Annotated in this window: 13 protein-coding genes; 11 read left to right on the forward strand and 2 right to left on the reverse strand. The window is 60.5% G+C overall.

The features are described 5' to 3' along the window. Positions 1-23 precede the first annotated feature (23 nt). From B3Y70_RS09020 to B3Y70_RS09045, 6 genes are all read left to right on the forward strand, one after another. Complete coding sequence (locus tag B3Y70_RS09020; protein WP_014423036.1) at positions 24-458, forward strand: MerR family transcriptional regulator; 435 nt, start codon at positions 24-26, stop codon at positions 456-458. A 3-nt stretch (positions 459-461) separates the two neighbouring features. Beyond that, positions 462-3,044 (forward strand): heavy metal translocating P-type ATPase, encoded by a 2,583-nt coding sequence (locus tag B3Y70_RS09025; RefSeq protein WP_286893246.1) that lies wholly within the window; start codon positions 462-464, stop codon positions 3,042-3,044. Between the two features lie 117 nt (positions 3,045-3,161). Next, the gene (locus B3Y70_RS09030; RefSeq protein ID WP_014423038.1) at positions 3,162-3,611 is read left to right on the forward strand and encodes a DUF411 domain-containing protein; all 450 of its coding nucleotides are present in this window, start codon (positions 3,162-3,164) and stop codon (positions 3,609-3,611) included. 135 nt (positions 3,612-3,746) lie between these two features. Continuing rightward, positions 3,747-5,465 carry a GGDEF domain-containing protein gene (locus B3Y70_RS09035; protein ID WP_153739632.1) on the forward strand — a complete coding sequence of 573 codons (1,719 nt, stop codon included), beginning with the start codon at positions 3,747-3,749 and terminating at the stop codon, positions 5,463-5,465. A gap of 71 nt (positions 5,466-5,536) precedes the next feature. Continuing rightward, positions 5,537-7,519: a ribonuclease R family protein gene (locus B3Y70_RS09040; RefSeq protein WP_288589638.1), complete on the forward strand. Its 1,983-nt coding sequence runs from the start codon at positions 5,537-5,539 to the stop codon at positions 7,517-7,519. Between the two features lie 61 nt (positions 7,520-7,580). Beyond that, a complete protein-coding gene (locus B3Y70_RS09045) occupies positions 7,581-7,778 on the forward strand; it encodes a hypothetical protein (protein WP_011787196.1) in 198 nt (65 codons plus the stop codon). Between the two features lie 12 nt (positions 7,779-7,790). On the opposite strand, the gene B3Y70_RS09050 is transcribed toward B3Y70_RS09045, so the two are convergent. Then, positions 7,791-8,702: an acyltransferase gene (locus B3Y70_RS09050; RefSeq protein WP_194841868.1), complete on the reverse strand. Its 912-nt coding sequence runs from the start codon at positions 8,700-8,702 to the stop codon at positions 7,791-7,793. A 179-nt stretch (positions 8,703-8,881) separates the two neighbouring features. Here B3Y70_RS09050 and B3Y70_RS09055 point away from each other — a divergent pair, with 179 nt between their 5' ends. From B3Y70_RS09055 to B3Y70_RS09075, 5 genes are all read left to right on the forward strand, one after another. Next, complete coding sequence (locus B3Y70_RS09055; RefSeq protein ID WP_011787198.1) at positions 8,882-10,033, forward strand: alpha/beta fold hydrolase; 1,152 nt, start codon at positions 8,882-8,884, stop codon at positions 10,031-10,033. An 80-nt stretch (positions 10,034-10,113) separates the two neighbouring features. Beyond that, on the forward strand, positions 10,114-11,025 hold the full coding sequence (locus B3Y70_RS09060; protein WP_031210070.1) for a LysR family transcriptional regulator: 912 nt from the start codon (positions 10,114-10,116) through the stop codon (positions 11,023-11,025). A 116-nt stretch (positions 11,026-11,141) separates the two neighbouring features. Continuing rightward, positions 11,142-12,359 (forward strand): Bcr/CflA family multidrug efflux MFS transporter, encoded by a 1,218-nt coding sequence (locus B3Y70_RS09065; protein ID WP_273031655.1) that lies wholly within the window; start codon positions 11,142-11,144, stop codon positions 12,357-12,359. 120 nt (positions 12,360-12,479) lie between these two features. Then, entirely contained in the window at positions 12,480-12,977 is a 498-nt protein-coding gene (gene tpx / locus B3Y70_RS09070) for a thiol peroxidase (protein WP_206854516.1), read from the forward strand. A gap of 261 nt (positions 12,978-13,238) precedes the next feature. Beyond that, positions 13,239-14,561, forward strand: a complete 1,323-nt coding sequence (locus tag B3Y70_RS09075; RefSeq protein WP_022991351.1) for an MATE family efflux transporter — start codon at positions 13,239-13,241, stop codon at positions 14,559-14,561. A 3-nt stretch (positions 14,562-14,564) separates the two neighbouring features. Here B3Y70_RS09075 and B3Y70_RS09080 read toward each other — a convergent pair. After that, on the reverse strand, positions 14,565-14,921 hold a 357-nt coding region (locus B3Y70_RS09080), incomplete at its 5' end, for a thioesterase family protein (protein WP_288589641.1).

Raw genomic sequence — 14,921 nt, forward strand, 5'->3', positions numbered from 1 at the left:
TCGTTTTTTGCTGGACATTGCTTATGAAAGTCAAAGAAATCGCCACCGCCGCCGGGGTTAACCCGGATACCGTCCGGTTTTACACCCGGGAGGGCTTGTTGCGCCCTACCCGGAATCCGGACAACAACTATCAGCAATACGATGCCGAGGATCTGCGCCGGTTACGGTTTGCGCGCAAGGCACGGCAGCTGGGGTTTTCTCTGCCGGAGATACGGCAGATTCTGGAGCAGGCGGACGATCATCATTCGCCCTGCCCGATGGTTCGGGATGTGTTCCAGCAGCGGCTGGCGGAGGTTGAGCGGGAGATTTCGGAGTTGCAGAAGTTGCGGGCGCGGATGGTGTCGGCATTGTCCACCTGGCAGGACATGCCCGATGGTACGCCGGATGGACATACGATTTGTCGGTTAATCGAACATTGGGATGATCCTTCGTCATCATCCTGCTGTGAGGAGTCTTGAGTAATGAGTGAAGCATCGGTTCTGAAAACAGCGCTGAGTATTTCCGGCGCCTCTTGTCAGGGTTGTGCGAAGAAGATTCGTCATGCTCTGGAGCCGCTGACCGGTAGCACCGAGCGGGTGGAGGTGAATCTCGACGAGCAGACCGTGGCCCTGCCCGAGGACGTGGATAGCGCCGAGGCGGCACGGATTGTGACAGAGGCTGGCTACCCGGCGGAGCCTTTGGTTCATAGCGAACCCTCCGGCAGTTGCTGCGCATCCAAAAAAGGCAAGTCCGCCGCTGCTAAGGCGCCGGACCCGGATACACCGGCCGCCTCGACCGACGTCGAGCCATCGGATGCCGGCGACGGGCAGATCGCGCTGGCGGTCAGTGGGGCCACCTGTGCATCCTGTGTGAATACCATTGAGAAGGCGTTGATGTCGGTCCCCGGTGTCACTCACGCTCATATGAATCTGGCGGACAGCACCGCGACCGCCAGCGGTGATGCCGATCCGCAGGCGCTGGTGCAGGCGGTGGAGAGTGCGGGTTATGGTGCCCGGGTGATTGAAGACGCGGATGCCGCCGACGACCGCAAGCAGGAAGAGGACAAGAAGCAGTACAAGGTACTGCTGGTGAAGATGGCCATTAGTCTGGGGCTGGGCCTTGGGTTGATGATCTGGGGCATGGGCTTCGGGTCGATGATGGTGACCGAGGCCAATCAGCTTACCTGGATTAATCTGGGCATTCTCACTCTGGGGGTGATGATTGCCACCGGCGGGCATTTCTACACCGGTGCCTGGAAGGCGTTCAAACATCATAACGCCAATATGGACACGCTGATTGCTCTGGGTACCGGCACCGCCTGGCTATATTCGATCGTGGTGGCCAGTGCGCCGGAGGCGCTGCCGGAGATGGCTCGCCATGTGTATTTCGAGGCTTCGGCGATGATCATTGGCCTGATCAATCTGGGCCAGGCCCTGGAGTTGCGGGCCAAGGGCAAGACCTCGGAAGCGGTGCGCCGGCTGCTCGATTTACGGGCGAAAACGGCCCGGGTGATCCGCGACGGCCAGGAGCAGGATATTCCCGTTGAAGAGGTTCAGAAAGGCGACCGCATCCGGGTGCGCCCGGGCGAGAAGCTGCCGGTGGACGGGGTGATTGCCGAAGGCACCACCCGCATCGATGAAAGCATGCTGACCGGTGAGCCCATGCCGGTGGGCAAGGGCGAAGGCGATGAGGTCTCGGCCGGTACTCTGAACACCCACGGCTCGATTATTTATGAAGCTACCCGGGTGGGCAGCGAGACCGCGCTGGCCCAGATCATCAAGCTGGTGAAAAAGGCCCAGGGCTCGAAACCCGCCATTGGCCGGCTCGCAGACAAGATCTCTTCGGTGTTCGTGCCCACGGTGATGCTGATTGCCGTGGTGTCGGCGCTGGTCTGGTACAACGTCGGGCCGGAGCCGGCGGTGGTGCACATGATGGTGGCCGCCACCACGGTACTGATCATTGCCTGCCCCTGCGCGTTGGGGCTGGCCACGCCCATGTCGGTGATGGTGGGTGTCGGCAAGGCAGCAGAGTACGGTGCGCTGATTCGCCAGGGCGATGCCTTGCAGACTGCCGGAAAAATCGATCTGGTGATTCTGGATAAAACCGGCACCATTACCGAGGGCCATCCCGCGGTAACCCGGGTGCACGCGACAAACGGCGATGAGAAACGCCTGCTGGCATTAGCCGCCGGGCTGGAGCAGCATTCCGAGCATCCGCTGGCAGAAGCCATTCTGGACCGGGCCCGCGAGAACGATATTGAGCCAGAACTGGTCTCCGGCTTTGAAGCGCTCAATGGCAAAGGTGTGCAAGGCAAGCTTGATAGCGAACCGGTACGCCTGGGCAATCGGCGCTGGCTGGAAGCCGAAGGGCTGTCTGTCGAGGCTCTGGATGATGCCGCCAAAACCATTACCCGGGAAGCCGGTACGCCGCTGTTCCTGGCGGTGGGCCAGCAAGTATTGGGTGTCATCGGCGTGGCCGATGCCATTAAACCGGATTCCGAGGCTGCCATCCGGCGCCTTCACGACGCTGGCATCAAGGTGATGATGGTCACCGGCGATGTCGATGCCACCGCCAAGGCCATTGCGGCCAAGGCCGGCATCGATGACTACCGGGCCGAGGTGTTGCCGGAGGACAAAGCCGAAGTGGTCAGCGAAATGCGGGGCAAAGGCTACACGGTGGCCATGGTGGGGGATGGCATCAACGATGCCCCGGCGCTGGCAGCTGCGGACGTCGGCTTTGCCATCGGAACCGGCACCGACGTGGCCATTGAAAGTGCGTCCATCACCCTGATGCGCGGTTCCCTGCACGGGGTGCCAGACGCCATCGAGATCTCCCGGGCAACGGTGAAGAACATTCACCAGAACCTGTTCGGGGCCTTTATCTATAACTCCTTGGGTATTCCGGTGGCCGCCGGCCTGCTCTACCCTGTGTGGGGCATCCTGATGAGTCCGATCCTGGCCGGCGCCGCCATGTCGCTGTCTTCAGTGACGGTGGTTTCCAACGCCAACCGGCTGCGGCTGTTCAAGACCAGCCAACCCCAGGTATCAGCAGAGGAGCGGAACTGATGACAACCTTTCTGGTCAATGCCGGTGGTCTCGCCCTGATGGCTGCCATTGTCTGGTGGTTCTGGCTCTCCGGCTCTAACTCGGACAACTCCGATCAACATCACTGAGGTAATCACCATGAGAAAACACACCCTTGCCCTCGGCCTGATGGCTGCCCTGGGATTCAGCACCACCGCCCTTGCCGGCGGTGCGGCCCAGAGCATTCACGTGTACAAATCCCCCACGTGCGGCTGCTGCGGCGACTGGATCGACCATCTGGAAGAAAACGGTTTTGATGTCACCGCCACCAACAGCGACGACATGGGCAGGATCAAAGCCGAAGCCGGGCTGATTCCGGGTCTGGGCAGTTGCCATACCGCCTTTGTCGACGGTTATGTGATTGAAGGCCATGTGCCGGCAGACGACATCAAGCGCCTGCTGGCGGAAGCCCCCAAGGCCACCGGCCTGAGCGTACCGGGTATGCCGGCGGGCTCTCCGGGTATGGAGATGGGCGACCGGAAAGATCACTACAAGGTTATTCTGTTCAACGACCAGGGCCAGACGCGGGTGTTCAACCAACACAACTGATGGTTCCCCTGCGGGGCTATGAAAGGGCGCAGGTTGCAGGTCTGCGCCCAAAGTCTGCCTATTTTTTCTACACGAGAGCCCCGCACTGTTCTATGATGGAAGATAGATTCGGAACACATTAGGCAAGGAAACATTTTGAGCCTCAAAACCCGCTTTCTCGGGCTGGCCGCGGTGCTGATCGTCGCGGCGGGTACCGCTTCCTGGCTGGCCTACCGGGCGTTATCGGAAGATATTATTGAACGCTGGGGCCAGCAGGTGGCCGAAATCCAGGTGCGCTATGACAGCGCCCGGCTGCTGCAGTCCCTGGAACGGGAAATCGGGCTGGCCCGGCAAATGGCCAACTCTTCTGCCTTGATTCAATGGGCCCAATCCCCCGATGACCCAACCCTGAAAACCCTTGCCATCCGCCAGATGGAGAGCTTCCGCAGCAACTTCCGGGATAACAGCTACTTTGTGGCCCTTCACGCCAACGGTCATTACTACTACAACAATGCCAATAACGAGTATGCCGGCCAGCAATTCCGCTATGTACTGAACCCCGGCAAACCCGACGATGCCTGGTTCTTCCAGCTCATTGACGAGGGCCGCGACTTTCACCTGAACGTCAATCCCGATACCGAACTTGGCGTTACCAAGCTGTGGATAGACGTGCTCATGCGCGATGCCGACAACAACATCGTCGGCATGGTGGGTACCGGCCTGAATCTGGACGACTTTCTGCAGGACATTGTCGACATCGGCCAGGACGGCATTACCACCCTGTTCGTGGACTATAACGGCGCCATCCAACTGTACCGCGATCGCAACTACATCGATTTTGCCACCATCATCAAACCCGAAGGCCAGAAAAACACCGTGGATCTGCTGTTCGACGATCCCCAGGACAAACAGCAGATTCTGGGCATGCTGCAGATGCTCAAACAGCGTGATGGCGAAGATGGCGCGGTGGAAAGCGGGTTTGTGTCGGTGGATGGCCGCAAGCATCTGGCCGGCGTGGCCTTTCTGCCCGCCATTGGCTGGTTTGAGATTACCCTGCTGGACCTGGATACGCTGATTCCCCGAAGCTACCTCTGGCCCCTGATCGCGGTGTTCCTGCTCAGCCTGCTGGTGACCCTGGTGCTGTTCCACCAGATCATACAGTCCCGCATTCTGCGCCCGGTCATCAGCCTCGAGGAAGCCGTGCATCGGCTGCGGGACGGGCGCTTTGATCTGCCCTACCTGCCAAAACCGGACAACGAGATCGGCCGCCTGGTGGATCATTTCGAAAAAATGTCCCACTCCCTGCAAGATACCACCCGCGAGCTGGAACAGAAGGTGGCCCACCGCACCGAAGAGCTGCAGCGCCTGGCCCGGGTCGATGCCCTGACCGGCCTGAAGAACCGGAGAGGCCTGGACGAGGTGATGAATGAAGAGATCCAGCGCGCGGAAAGGGAGCAGAAGGGCTTCGGGCTTCTGTGGCTGGACATAGACCACTTCAAAGCCATCAACGACAGCCAGGGCCATCAGGCCGGAGACGAGATTCTGTGCCGGGTTGCGCTCTGGCTGAAAGCGGCGGTTCGGCCCTACGACCACCCCGGTCGCTGGGGTGGCGACGAGTTTGTAGTCCTGCTCTCACCCTGCGATGCCGCCACGCTGGAGCAGATCGCCTGTCGTATTCGCGCCAGCGTCGAGCAGGAAAGCCAGCGCACCGGAACACCGGTAACCATCAGTGTTGGCGGCTATTTTTGCCAGCCCGGTGAAGATCTCGATGTCCTGCTGCGCAACGCAGACCAGGCTCTGTACGAGGCCAAGCGAAACGGCCGGAATCGGGTCTGCATCCGCACGGGCACCGGCGAGGCCATTCATCCGGCCTGACAGATCTGACTCGCACTGGCAGAACCGTTATACTCCGCTGCAACACACTTTTTTATTCAGGTTATCTCTTCATGCTCAACGCCGACGCTCTCAATCAGTTGCGCCAGCTGAAAACCGACATCAAACAGAACAAGGTGGTCTTCCCCGGTACCGTCAAGTCCACCAACGGTCGTTTCGGCTTTGTGGCCCTGGATGAAGGGCGGGATGTGTTTCTGCCTCCCGAGGAAATGCAGAAAGTCCTGCCCGGTGATCGGGTCAATGTCACCGAACACGAAGTGGAAAAAGGCAAGACCCAGGGCGTTGTCGACGAGCTGCTGGAATCGCACCTGACCACCTTCGTGGGTCGCTATCTGATCAAGGGCAAAGGCCACTTCGTGGCACCGGAAACCCCGGGCATTAACCGCTGGATTTTTATTCCGCCGAAAGAACGCATGGGCGCCCAGCCCGATGATTTCATCTACTGCCAGATTCACCGCCATCCGATCAAGGACGGCAAGGGCCAGGCGAAGGTGCTACGGGTGATCGGCAAGGCCGGTGAGCCGGGCATCGAACGGGCCTTCACCCTGGCCAACTTTGATTTGGCCGATGCCTGGCCGGAAGAAGTGCAGAAGCAGGCCGACACCCTTACTGAGGAATCCGTTACCTCACACCGCGAGGGCCGGGAAGACCGTACCGAACAGCCCTACGTGACCATCGACAGTCCGGGCACCCAGGATATGGACGATGCCCTGATGGCAACCCCGAATGCCACTGGCTGGACCCTGTCCATCGCCATCGCCGACCCGACCGCGATGATCGAGCCGGGCAGCCCGGCCGAAGAAGAAGCCTTTAACCGCGCCACCGCCATCTATTTCCCGGGTGAGCCACTGCCGATGTTACCGGACGCCATCAGCACCCGCCTGTGCTCGCTGATGCCAGAGGTACCCCGGTTGGCCCTGGTGTGCGACCTGCAGGTGAACAACGATGGCAGCCTGGGCGACTACAGCTTTCGCCAGGCCGTCATCCGCTCCCAGGGCAAGCTGAGCTATGAGCTGGTGTCACACCTGATTGAAGGTCGGGAAGACGATGACATCAAGGCCTTGCCCGAAGCCGTCGCCAACAGCCTGGACCAGCTGCATCAGGCCGCCACTGCCCTGCGCAAATGGCGCTCGGAGCACGCGTTACTGAGCAATGATCGCCCCGAATTCCGGTTGCGTCTGGACGAAAACAAGCGGATCCGGGTGATTGAACCGGCAGTGCAGAACGAAGCCCACCGGCTGGTGGAAGAATGCATGGTTGCGGCCAATCGTTGTGCGGCCGATTTCCTGCAAAAGCAGGGGCAAGGCCTGTTCATCCAGCATCCGGGGCTGCGGGACGACCGCGCCGACAATATCCGTAAACTGCTGGAAGGTTACGCCCCACATCTGGCCGAACTGGATGCCACCAGTGCCGAAGGCTTCAAGGCGTTGATGAAACACACCGATGGCCTGCAGGCCGATGTGCCGGTCAAGTCCATTCTCTCGCGCCAACTGGCCCGGGCCGAACTGGGCTTCGAGCCTGCTCCGCATCAGGGTATGGGACTGGCGGCCTACACCACCTTTACTTCACCGCTGCGCAAGTTCTCGGACTTCTACGTGCACCGTCTGATCAAGGCCGCACTCTGGGATCAACCCATCAAGGCCCTGAACCCGCAGCAGCTGGAGAGTCTCCAGACCACCCAGTTCCGCGCCCGCATGGCTGCCAACACCCTGGAGGCCTGGCTCAAGAGCGATTACGCCAAAGGCCTGCCGGCAGATCCGATGGAAGGCACCATTACCCGCACCATGCCGTCGGGGTTTTTCGTCCGCCTGGATTGCAACGGCCTGGAAGGCTTTGTCAGTTGCAAGGATCTGGAGGGCAAGTTCAGCTTTGATCCGGTTACGCTGCGCCTGGTGCACAACAAGAACGGCCGGATCTTCCAGCTGGACCAGCGGGTAACCGTGAGTTTTTCCGGTGTGGACGAAGAGCGTCGGCAGATCAACTTCAAACTGCTCGAGGCCGAGGACATTAATCCCGGAACCGACGACAAGGGTTGAAAACCAGCCGGGCAGACACACCGTATCTGTTCAGAGGTCTTCTGTTTTCAGGAGGTGTGTTATGCCCATCAGTCCTCAGGAATTTCTGCGAAAGTACGGCTTCGACAAGGAAGAAGAAGAGCCCGACCACAGCCTGCGCCACAATGCCATGGAGCATGCCAGGCATTTGAAACGGCCCCATGCCGGCACTCCCCATGACTGGGAAGAGTGGGAAAGGTTCAAGAAGGAACACCCGGATCAGGTCGAAGACGACGACTGACCCGGGACGGCATCAGCTAGGGTTCTGGTCCTGCCGGGCCAGCATTCGCCCCAGCCGCTCGTCTTTGGCACGCCACAGATCGCCCAACCAGTCCTTGACGTTGCGGCGGTGCTCGGCGTCCTCAGAGTAATCCCTGCCCTTGAGGTGTTCCGGAATGGTCTGGGTATCAATGCTCATCCGGATCTCCGGCACCCGCCCACAAATGAAGTCCCAGAACGTTGGAGCGCCATCGGGATAGGCAATCGTGACATCCACCAGGGTATCAATGGAATCCCCCATGGCATCCAGCACAAAGGCCACTCCACCGGCCTTGGGCACCAGCAAATGCTGGTACGGTGACTTCTGCCGGTCGTGCTTGGCCGGTGTAAAACGGGTGCCTTCGACAAAGTTCATCACACTCACCGGCGTGTAGCGGAATTTCTCACAGGCCTTACGGGTCGCCTTCAGGTCATCGCCCCGTTTTTCCGGATGCTTGATCAGGTACTCCCGGGTGTAGCGTTTCATAAACGGGAAATCCAGCCCCCACCAGGCCAGGCCGATCACCGGGACCCAGATCAGCTGTTGCTTGAGAAAGAACTTCAGAAACGGCGCCCGCCGGTTGAACACCCGCTGCATGGCGAGGATATCCACCCAGCTCTGATGATTGCTGAGCACCAGATACCAGCTCTCGCGCTTGAGCTTATCAGCGCCTTCCACGTGCCAGCGGGTATTGTGGGTGAGCTTCATCCAGCCCGTATTGCAGGCCACCCACGACTCCGAAATCCAGATGATCACGCGGGTGCACAACACCCGGAAACCCTTATGCGGAATAACCAGCTTGAGCACCGCGGGGATATAGAGCAGCAGGCACCAGAACACGGTGTTCAGGCCTAGTAGCAGGGAATTAAGCACGCCAATAACGGGGGCAGGCAGGAAACTGAGCATGGGCATCCTGTTGTGGTTGTTGTTTCCGAAGCCCGCAATCATAGCAACCTGGCAGCCGCTTGGGCAGTGGCCCGAAGTGACCAAAACGCCGACCGGATGTGACAGTCTTGCCATGGCTGGGGGAATGAATCCACTCTATTATCTGACTCCACACGCACCGCAGCTACACCGGACACCCTATGCGCAACCCCCTGAAATCCGCTATCAAGACCTCCTCCGGCCTCGCCCGCCAGAGCGCACTCTACGCTGGCAATGCCTTCGACCGGATTTTCCGGGCGGCCAGCCTGGTACAGGCAGGCCAGACCCCGTTCGAGACCTTGCACAGCAATGGGCTGGTGAGCCTGCGATACTATCCGCCGCTGGAGGAGGATTTCATTGAACTGGATGGCATGGTGATCCCGGTAGAACGCAAGACCCACCGCACGCCGATCGTCATCATTCCTCCTCTGGCCGTGAATATGCTGATCTATGATCTGTTTCCCCAGCGAAGTCTGGTGCGTTTCCTTCGAGCCAGAGGATTTGAGGTCTATCTGATCGACTGGGGTATGCCGGGCCGGGAACATACCCACTACAACATGCATACCTATGTTGCCGAATTCCTGCCGGAGTATCTGAATCGGGTCCGGGAACACAGTGGGGAACAGGAACTGTCACTGCATGGCTGGAGCATGGGCGGCATGTTCACGCTGTTCTACTCTGCCCTCAGCAAGGACCAGCACATCCGCAACGCCATCGTCCTGGGCCTGCCCATCGACAGCCATGCTTCCGGCCTGATTGGCTGGATGTATCAACGAATTGCAGACGTTGCAGAACTAGTGCGCAAGCGAACCGGTTTCCGGCTCCACGACATGAAACCGCACTGGTTCCACACCCCGGGCTGGGCCAACACCATCGGCTTCAAGTTAACCAACCCGGTTGGCAGTGTGATGGGCTACTGGGAGTTGATCGTGCGACTGGGCGACCGCGAATTCGTCACCAACCATGCCACCACCTCGGCCTTTCTGGACCGAATGGTGGCCTACCCCGGCGGTGTCATTCAGGACACCGTGGTCCGGGTCTGGATTGATAACCAGTTGGCCAAAGGCCAGATCCAGATTGGCGACGACTTCGCTCGACTGGAGAACGTAAACGCCAACTTACTGGCCATCGCCGGCCAGGAGGACACCCTCGCTACACCCGGTGCCGCCAAGCGAGTGATGGACCACGTCAGCTCCACGGATAAGACCTTCCGGGTGGCCCCCGGCGGGCACATGGGGATACTGGCCGGAAGCAAAGCGCCCCGGGCGTCCTGGCTTGAGCTGGCCGACTGGTTGGCTGCAAGGTCTGACTGATACTACTTTCACAAGCGGCAGGTGGCAGGGAGCGCTTTCCACCGCTGACTTTCCGTCTTCCCTGCTTTAAACTGCCACCCATGAAACCTGTTGATATGTTGAGCCTGGATCTGCGATCCCTGGCAACGTTTGTGGCGGTTCTGGATGAGGGCAGCGTGTCCCGGGCGGCGGTTCGCCTGGGCGTTACCCAATCGGCCGTGAGCCACACCCTCGAGCGCCTGAGACAGGCCTTCGGCGACCCCCTGTTTGTGAAATCAGGGCGCGGCATTGTACCCACCGACTACGCCCTGCGCACCGGCCCCCACATCCGCCAACTGCTGGATGATCTGCGCACCCTGCCCTCCGGGCCGCCCTTCGAACCGGCGTCGGCGGAATTCACCTTCACCATTGCCGCCAACGATTACCAGCGGGATCTGCTTCTGCCCGGGCTGCTCCGAATCCTGCGGCAGCAGGCCCCGGGCATCCGGCTACAGGTGATTCCCTCCGGCATCCCCAACGCCGACATGCTGCGCAAAGAAGCCTGCGACCTGATCATCAGCCCGCACGCACCGGAAACCACGGACATCATGCAACGGGGCCTGATGGCGGACCGCATGGTAGTGTTCTATGACCCAAACCAACGCAACGCGCCGACAGATCTGGCCGAATACCTGAAAGCCGATCACATCGCCCTGATGTTCGCCACCGGCGAACGACCCGGCTTTGAAAACACCCTGCACGCCAAGGGCCTGGACCGCCGCAACGTGGTCACCGTCTCCAACTTCTCCGGCCTGCCCGAATTCCTCCGCGGCACCGACATGCTGGCCACCGCCCCGGAACGCATGAGCGCACAACTCATGCGGGACTTCGCCTGGGTTCCACTTCCCTTCGACTACAAGCCCTTTACCCTGCTGATGCTATGGCACCGAAGGCACCAGAATGACCCGGCCCACCGCTGGGTACGCAACCAGGTGAATTCGGTTGCAGCGACCATGAACGGGCTGAACGATTAATCAATCAGTTTTGTTCATGTATTGCATGAGGCTACAAGCCGTTATCCAAACGCACCATAAACCCTAGACTTCACGTCAATCGTCGACCTAGCGCAACTCTAAAGTCAGGACAAATAGTGTTAGCACTCACAAGCATCTGGACAACCATACTGCTGGCCGCCGCCGTCGCCCTCGGGCCACTGGCCGTGGACATGTACCTGCCAGCATTGCCCCAGATCGGCGCCGACTTCGATGCCGGCACCGATCAGGTCCAGCTGACTCTGAGCGTCTACCTGGCCGGCTTCGCCATAGCACAACTCATCTGCGGGCCGCTGGCCGACCGCTTCGGCCGCAAACCCATCATGATCGGTGGCTTCCTGCTCTTTACTGTTGCGAGCATCGGCTGCGCCCTGGCCAACAACATCGAAACCCTGCAGCTGTTCCGGTTCCTGCAAGCCCTGGGCGGCTCCGCTGGCCCTGTGCTGGGTCGCGCCATCATCCGCGACATCTATACCCCTTGGGAAGCCGCCAAAATCCTCGCCCTGCTGGCCAGCATCATGGCCCTGGCACCGGCGGTGGCCCCTACCCTGGGCGGCCTGATGGTTAGTGGTCTCAGCTGGCACTGGATCTTCATCGCCATGGGCGGCTACGCCCTGGTCATGGCCGCGGTCACCGCCTTTGGCATCCCTGAGCCCCTGAAACCGGAGTATCGCCAGCCCCTGCGCCTGTGCCACCTGTTCGCCAACTACCGGCGCATCAGCACCGACGCCAGCTTCATTGGCTACACCCTGACCAACGCTGCCATCTACGGCGGGCTGTTTGCCTTCCTGTCCGGCGCGTCCTTCGTGCTGATTGACGTACTGGGGGTTCAGCCGGAGCACTTCGGCTTCTACTTCGCCGCCATCGTGGTGGGCTACATCGCTGGTAATCTGGGCTCCATCCGACTGGCGCGTTACCTGGGCCCGGATCAGATCCTGTTCTACGGCCTGGTCACCGCCCTGGCCGGCGGCGCCATCATGGCGCTCCTGGCCTACCAACAGGTTTACAGCCCGTGGGCGGTGATGATTCCCCAGGCCATCTTCATGGCCGGTACCGGCCTGGTACTGCCCCAGTGCATGGCCGGCGCCCTGGCCAACTTCCCCACCATGGCTGGCTCCGCCTCCGCGCTTTTTGGATTTATCCAGATGAGCGCCGCCGCCATCGCCGGCGCCATCGTCGGAGCCCTGCACAATGGCACCCCTCTGGTGATGGCCACCGTCATCGCCACCTGCGCCGGACTGGCCATGATCGGCTACCTGCTGCTGGTACAGCGCTACCCGGCGAAAGCCTTCGAAACCGGAAAAGCCAGCGCCTGAAAGGCTCGCACGAGCATGATCTAGCTAAAGTCGGGGATGAAAAGTCATCCAAAGTAAGCTACACAGAGTAAGTTGCAGAACATAAAGCCAAGGAACTCTCAACAAACTCAGGAGCAGCATATGAGCAACGTCACCCTCGACGGCAACCCCATTGAACTGAGCGGAAAATTCCCCCAGCCGGGCGACAACGTACCGCCCTTCACTCTGACCAGCAGCGGACTGGAAGAAGTCAAACTCGACAACTGGGCCGGCAAACGCAAAATCCTCAACATCATCCCCAGCATCGACACCGGTGTATGCGCCGCCAGCACGCGCAAGTTCAACGAAAAAGCCGGCAACCTCGACAACACCGTAGTACTCGTTATCTCCGCCGACCTGCCCTTCGCCGCTTCCCGTTTCTGTGGCGCCGAAGGCCTGAAAAACGTGGAAACCCTGTCCACTTTCCGCAACTACAGCTTCCAGCAGGACTACGGCGTGGCCATCCAGAACGGCCCCCTCGCCGGCCTCTGCGCCCGCGCGGTGGTGGTACTGGACGAGAACAACAAGGTAATCCACAGCGAACTGGTCAACGAGATCAAGAACGAGCCGGATTACGATGCGGCTTTGAGTGTGCTCTGATATTCATTGAACCTCCAAACCCCTGTTGATCGATAGACTACAGGGTATTGCACCACGGTCCGGGTGACCGGGTGGGGTGGGCTTTCCAAAAATTTGCGGAGCCAGGGATGGCGGAGCAGAAGCGCCACATGGATGTGCCGAAGGAGCGTTTTTTGGAAAGCCCACCCCGCTCGGTCGCTTGCATCTGAGCCGAGTGCATGCACCCGACACAAGAACTGCTAGAATTCCCGCCACACTCAATACCAAGGCCCTCAAGCTAACGTGCAAAACCACCTGCAAAACGCCTCCCTGGGCCGCCAGCTCTACCACATGACCTGGCCCATGCTCTTCGGCGTGCTCTCGCTGATGACCTTCCAGCTCACCGACAGCGCCTTCGTCGGCCAACTCGGCCGCGACCCGCTGGCAGCGCTGGGCTTTACCGTGCCCATGCAACAACTGGTCAGCGGCATGTACGTAGGGCTGGGCATCGCCACCACCGCCATCATCTCCCGCACACTGGGCCAGGGCGACGACATGCGCGCCCAACGCCTGGGCGGCCTGGTGGTCGCCATTGGGGCCGGCCTGGCTTTCCTTCTATGCCTGTCGGTCTGGCTCCTGCAAAACCTGATCCTGGACCTGCTCGGCGCCGAACAGGCCCTGCGGCCAGTCATCAGGGAATACTGGGCACCCTGGCTACTCTCCGCCTGGACCGGCGCCATGGTCTACTTCAGCTACGCTGTGTGCCGCGCCAATGGCGACACCCGCCTGCCGGGCTACATGATGATCATCACCAGCCTGCTCAACATCGCCCTGGACCCGCTGTACATCTTCGTGTTCGGCTGGGGTCTGCCCGGCGCCGCCTGGGCCACCATCACCGCCTTCGGCATTGGCGCGCTGATCGTCTACCCGACCCTGCTCAAACGCCAGTGGCTAAGATTCGACCTGCTCCAACTGCAACTGGCTCAGGCTGTACGCCAGCTTGGCGGCATCATGGCGCCGGCCATGGTCAGCCAGCTGATGCCACCTATCTCAGCCATGCTGGCCACGGCACTGGTGGCAGGGTTCGGCTCTGCTGCGGTGGCCGCCTGGGGGCTGGGCACTCGTCTGGAGTTCTTTTCCATTGTGGTAGTGCTGGCCCTGACCATGTCCATGCCGCCAATGATCGGCCGCATGCTGGGGGCAGGAGAAGTCGAGAAGATCCGCAAGCTGGTTCGCATTGCGGTGCGCTTTATCGTGATCTGGCAGCTTGCCATCGGGCTGATCTGGCTGGCCGCCTCCGGCTTCGTCTCTGGCCTGTTCAGCCGCGATGCCGGAGTGCAGGACATTCTGGTGAGCTATCTGCTGCGAGTGCCACTGAGCTACAGCGGGCTTGGCGTGTGTATTCTGATGGTGTCAGTGAACAACGCACTGGGCATGCCCATGCGCGCACTGCTGATTTCCACTCTGCGGTTATTCGCCTGCTATCTGCCCCTGCTCTGGATTGGCGGGCAACTGGCCGGGCTGACCGGGCTGATGTCCGGCGCTCTGGTGGGCAACCTGCTGGCCGGCACCATGGCCTATAGCCTGTATCGCCAGGGTATGAGCCGGTTGCGCCAGCAGGGGTAATACTCAGGCAAACCGGGCGCGGAAGCTCTCGGGCATGGGGGTTACTTCCCGGCTCTGGTAGTTAAAGAACACGAAACCGTACTTGGCCAGCGCCACTGGTTGCCCGCTGTCGGCCTTGGTGACCCGGAACACGAAATCACCGCCGTATTTGTTGAAATCCATCAGCCCCACTTCAAAGCGCAGCAGGTCCGGGTAGAAGGACTCACCCTGATACATGGTCGCGAGATCCGTGACGATGATGCCCACACCATCGTGGCCCGCCTCTTCAATGCCGTGCTCCACCAGGAACTGGGCGCGCGCTTCAGACAGCATGGAGATCAGCGCGTCGTTGCCCAGGTGGTTGGCGCCGTTGATGTCGGT

The sequence above is a fragment of the Marinobacter sp. UBA5687 genome (assembly GCF_002420325.1).
Lineage (GTDB): Bacteria > Pseudomonadota > Gammaproteobacteria > Pseudomonadales > Oleiphilaceae > Marinobacter > Marinobacter nauticus.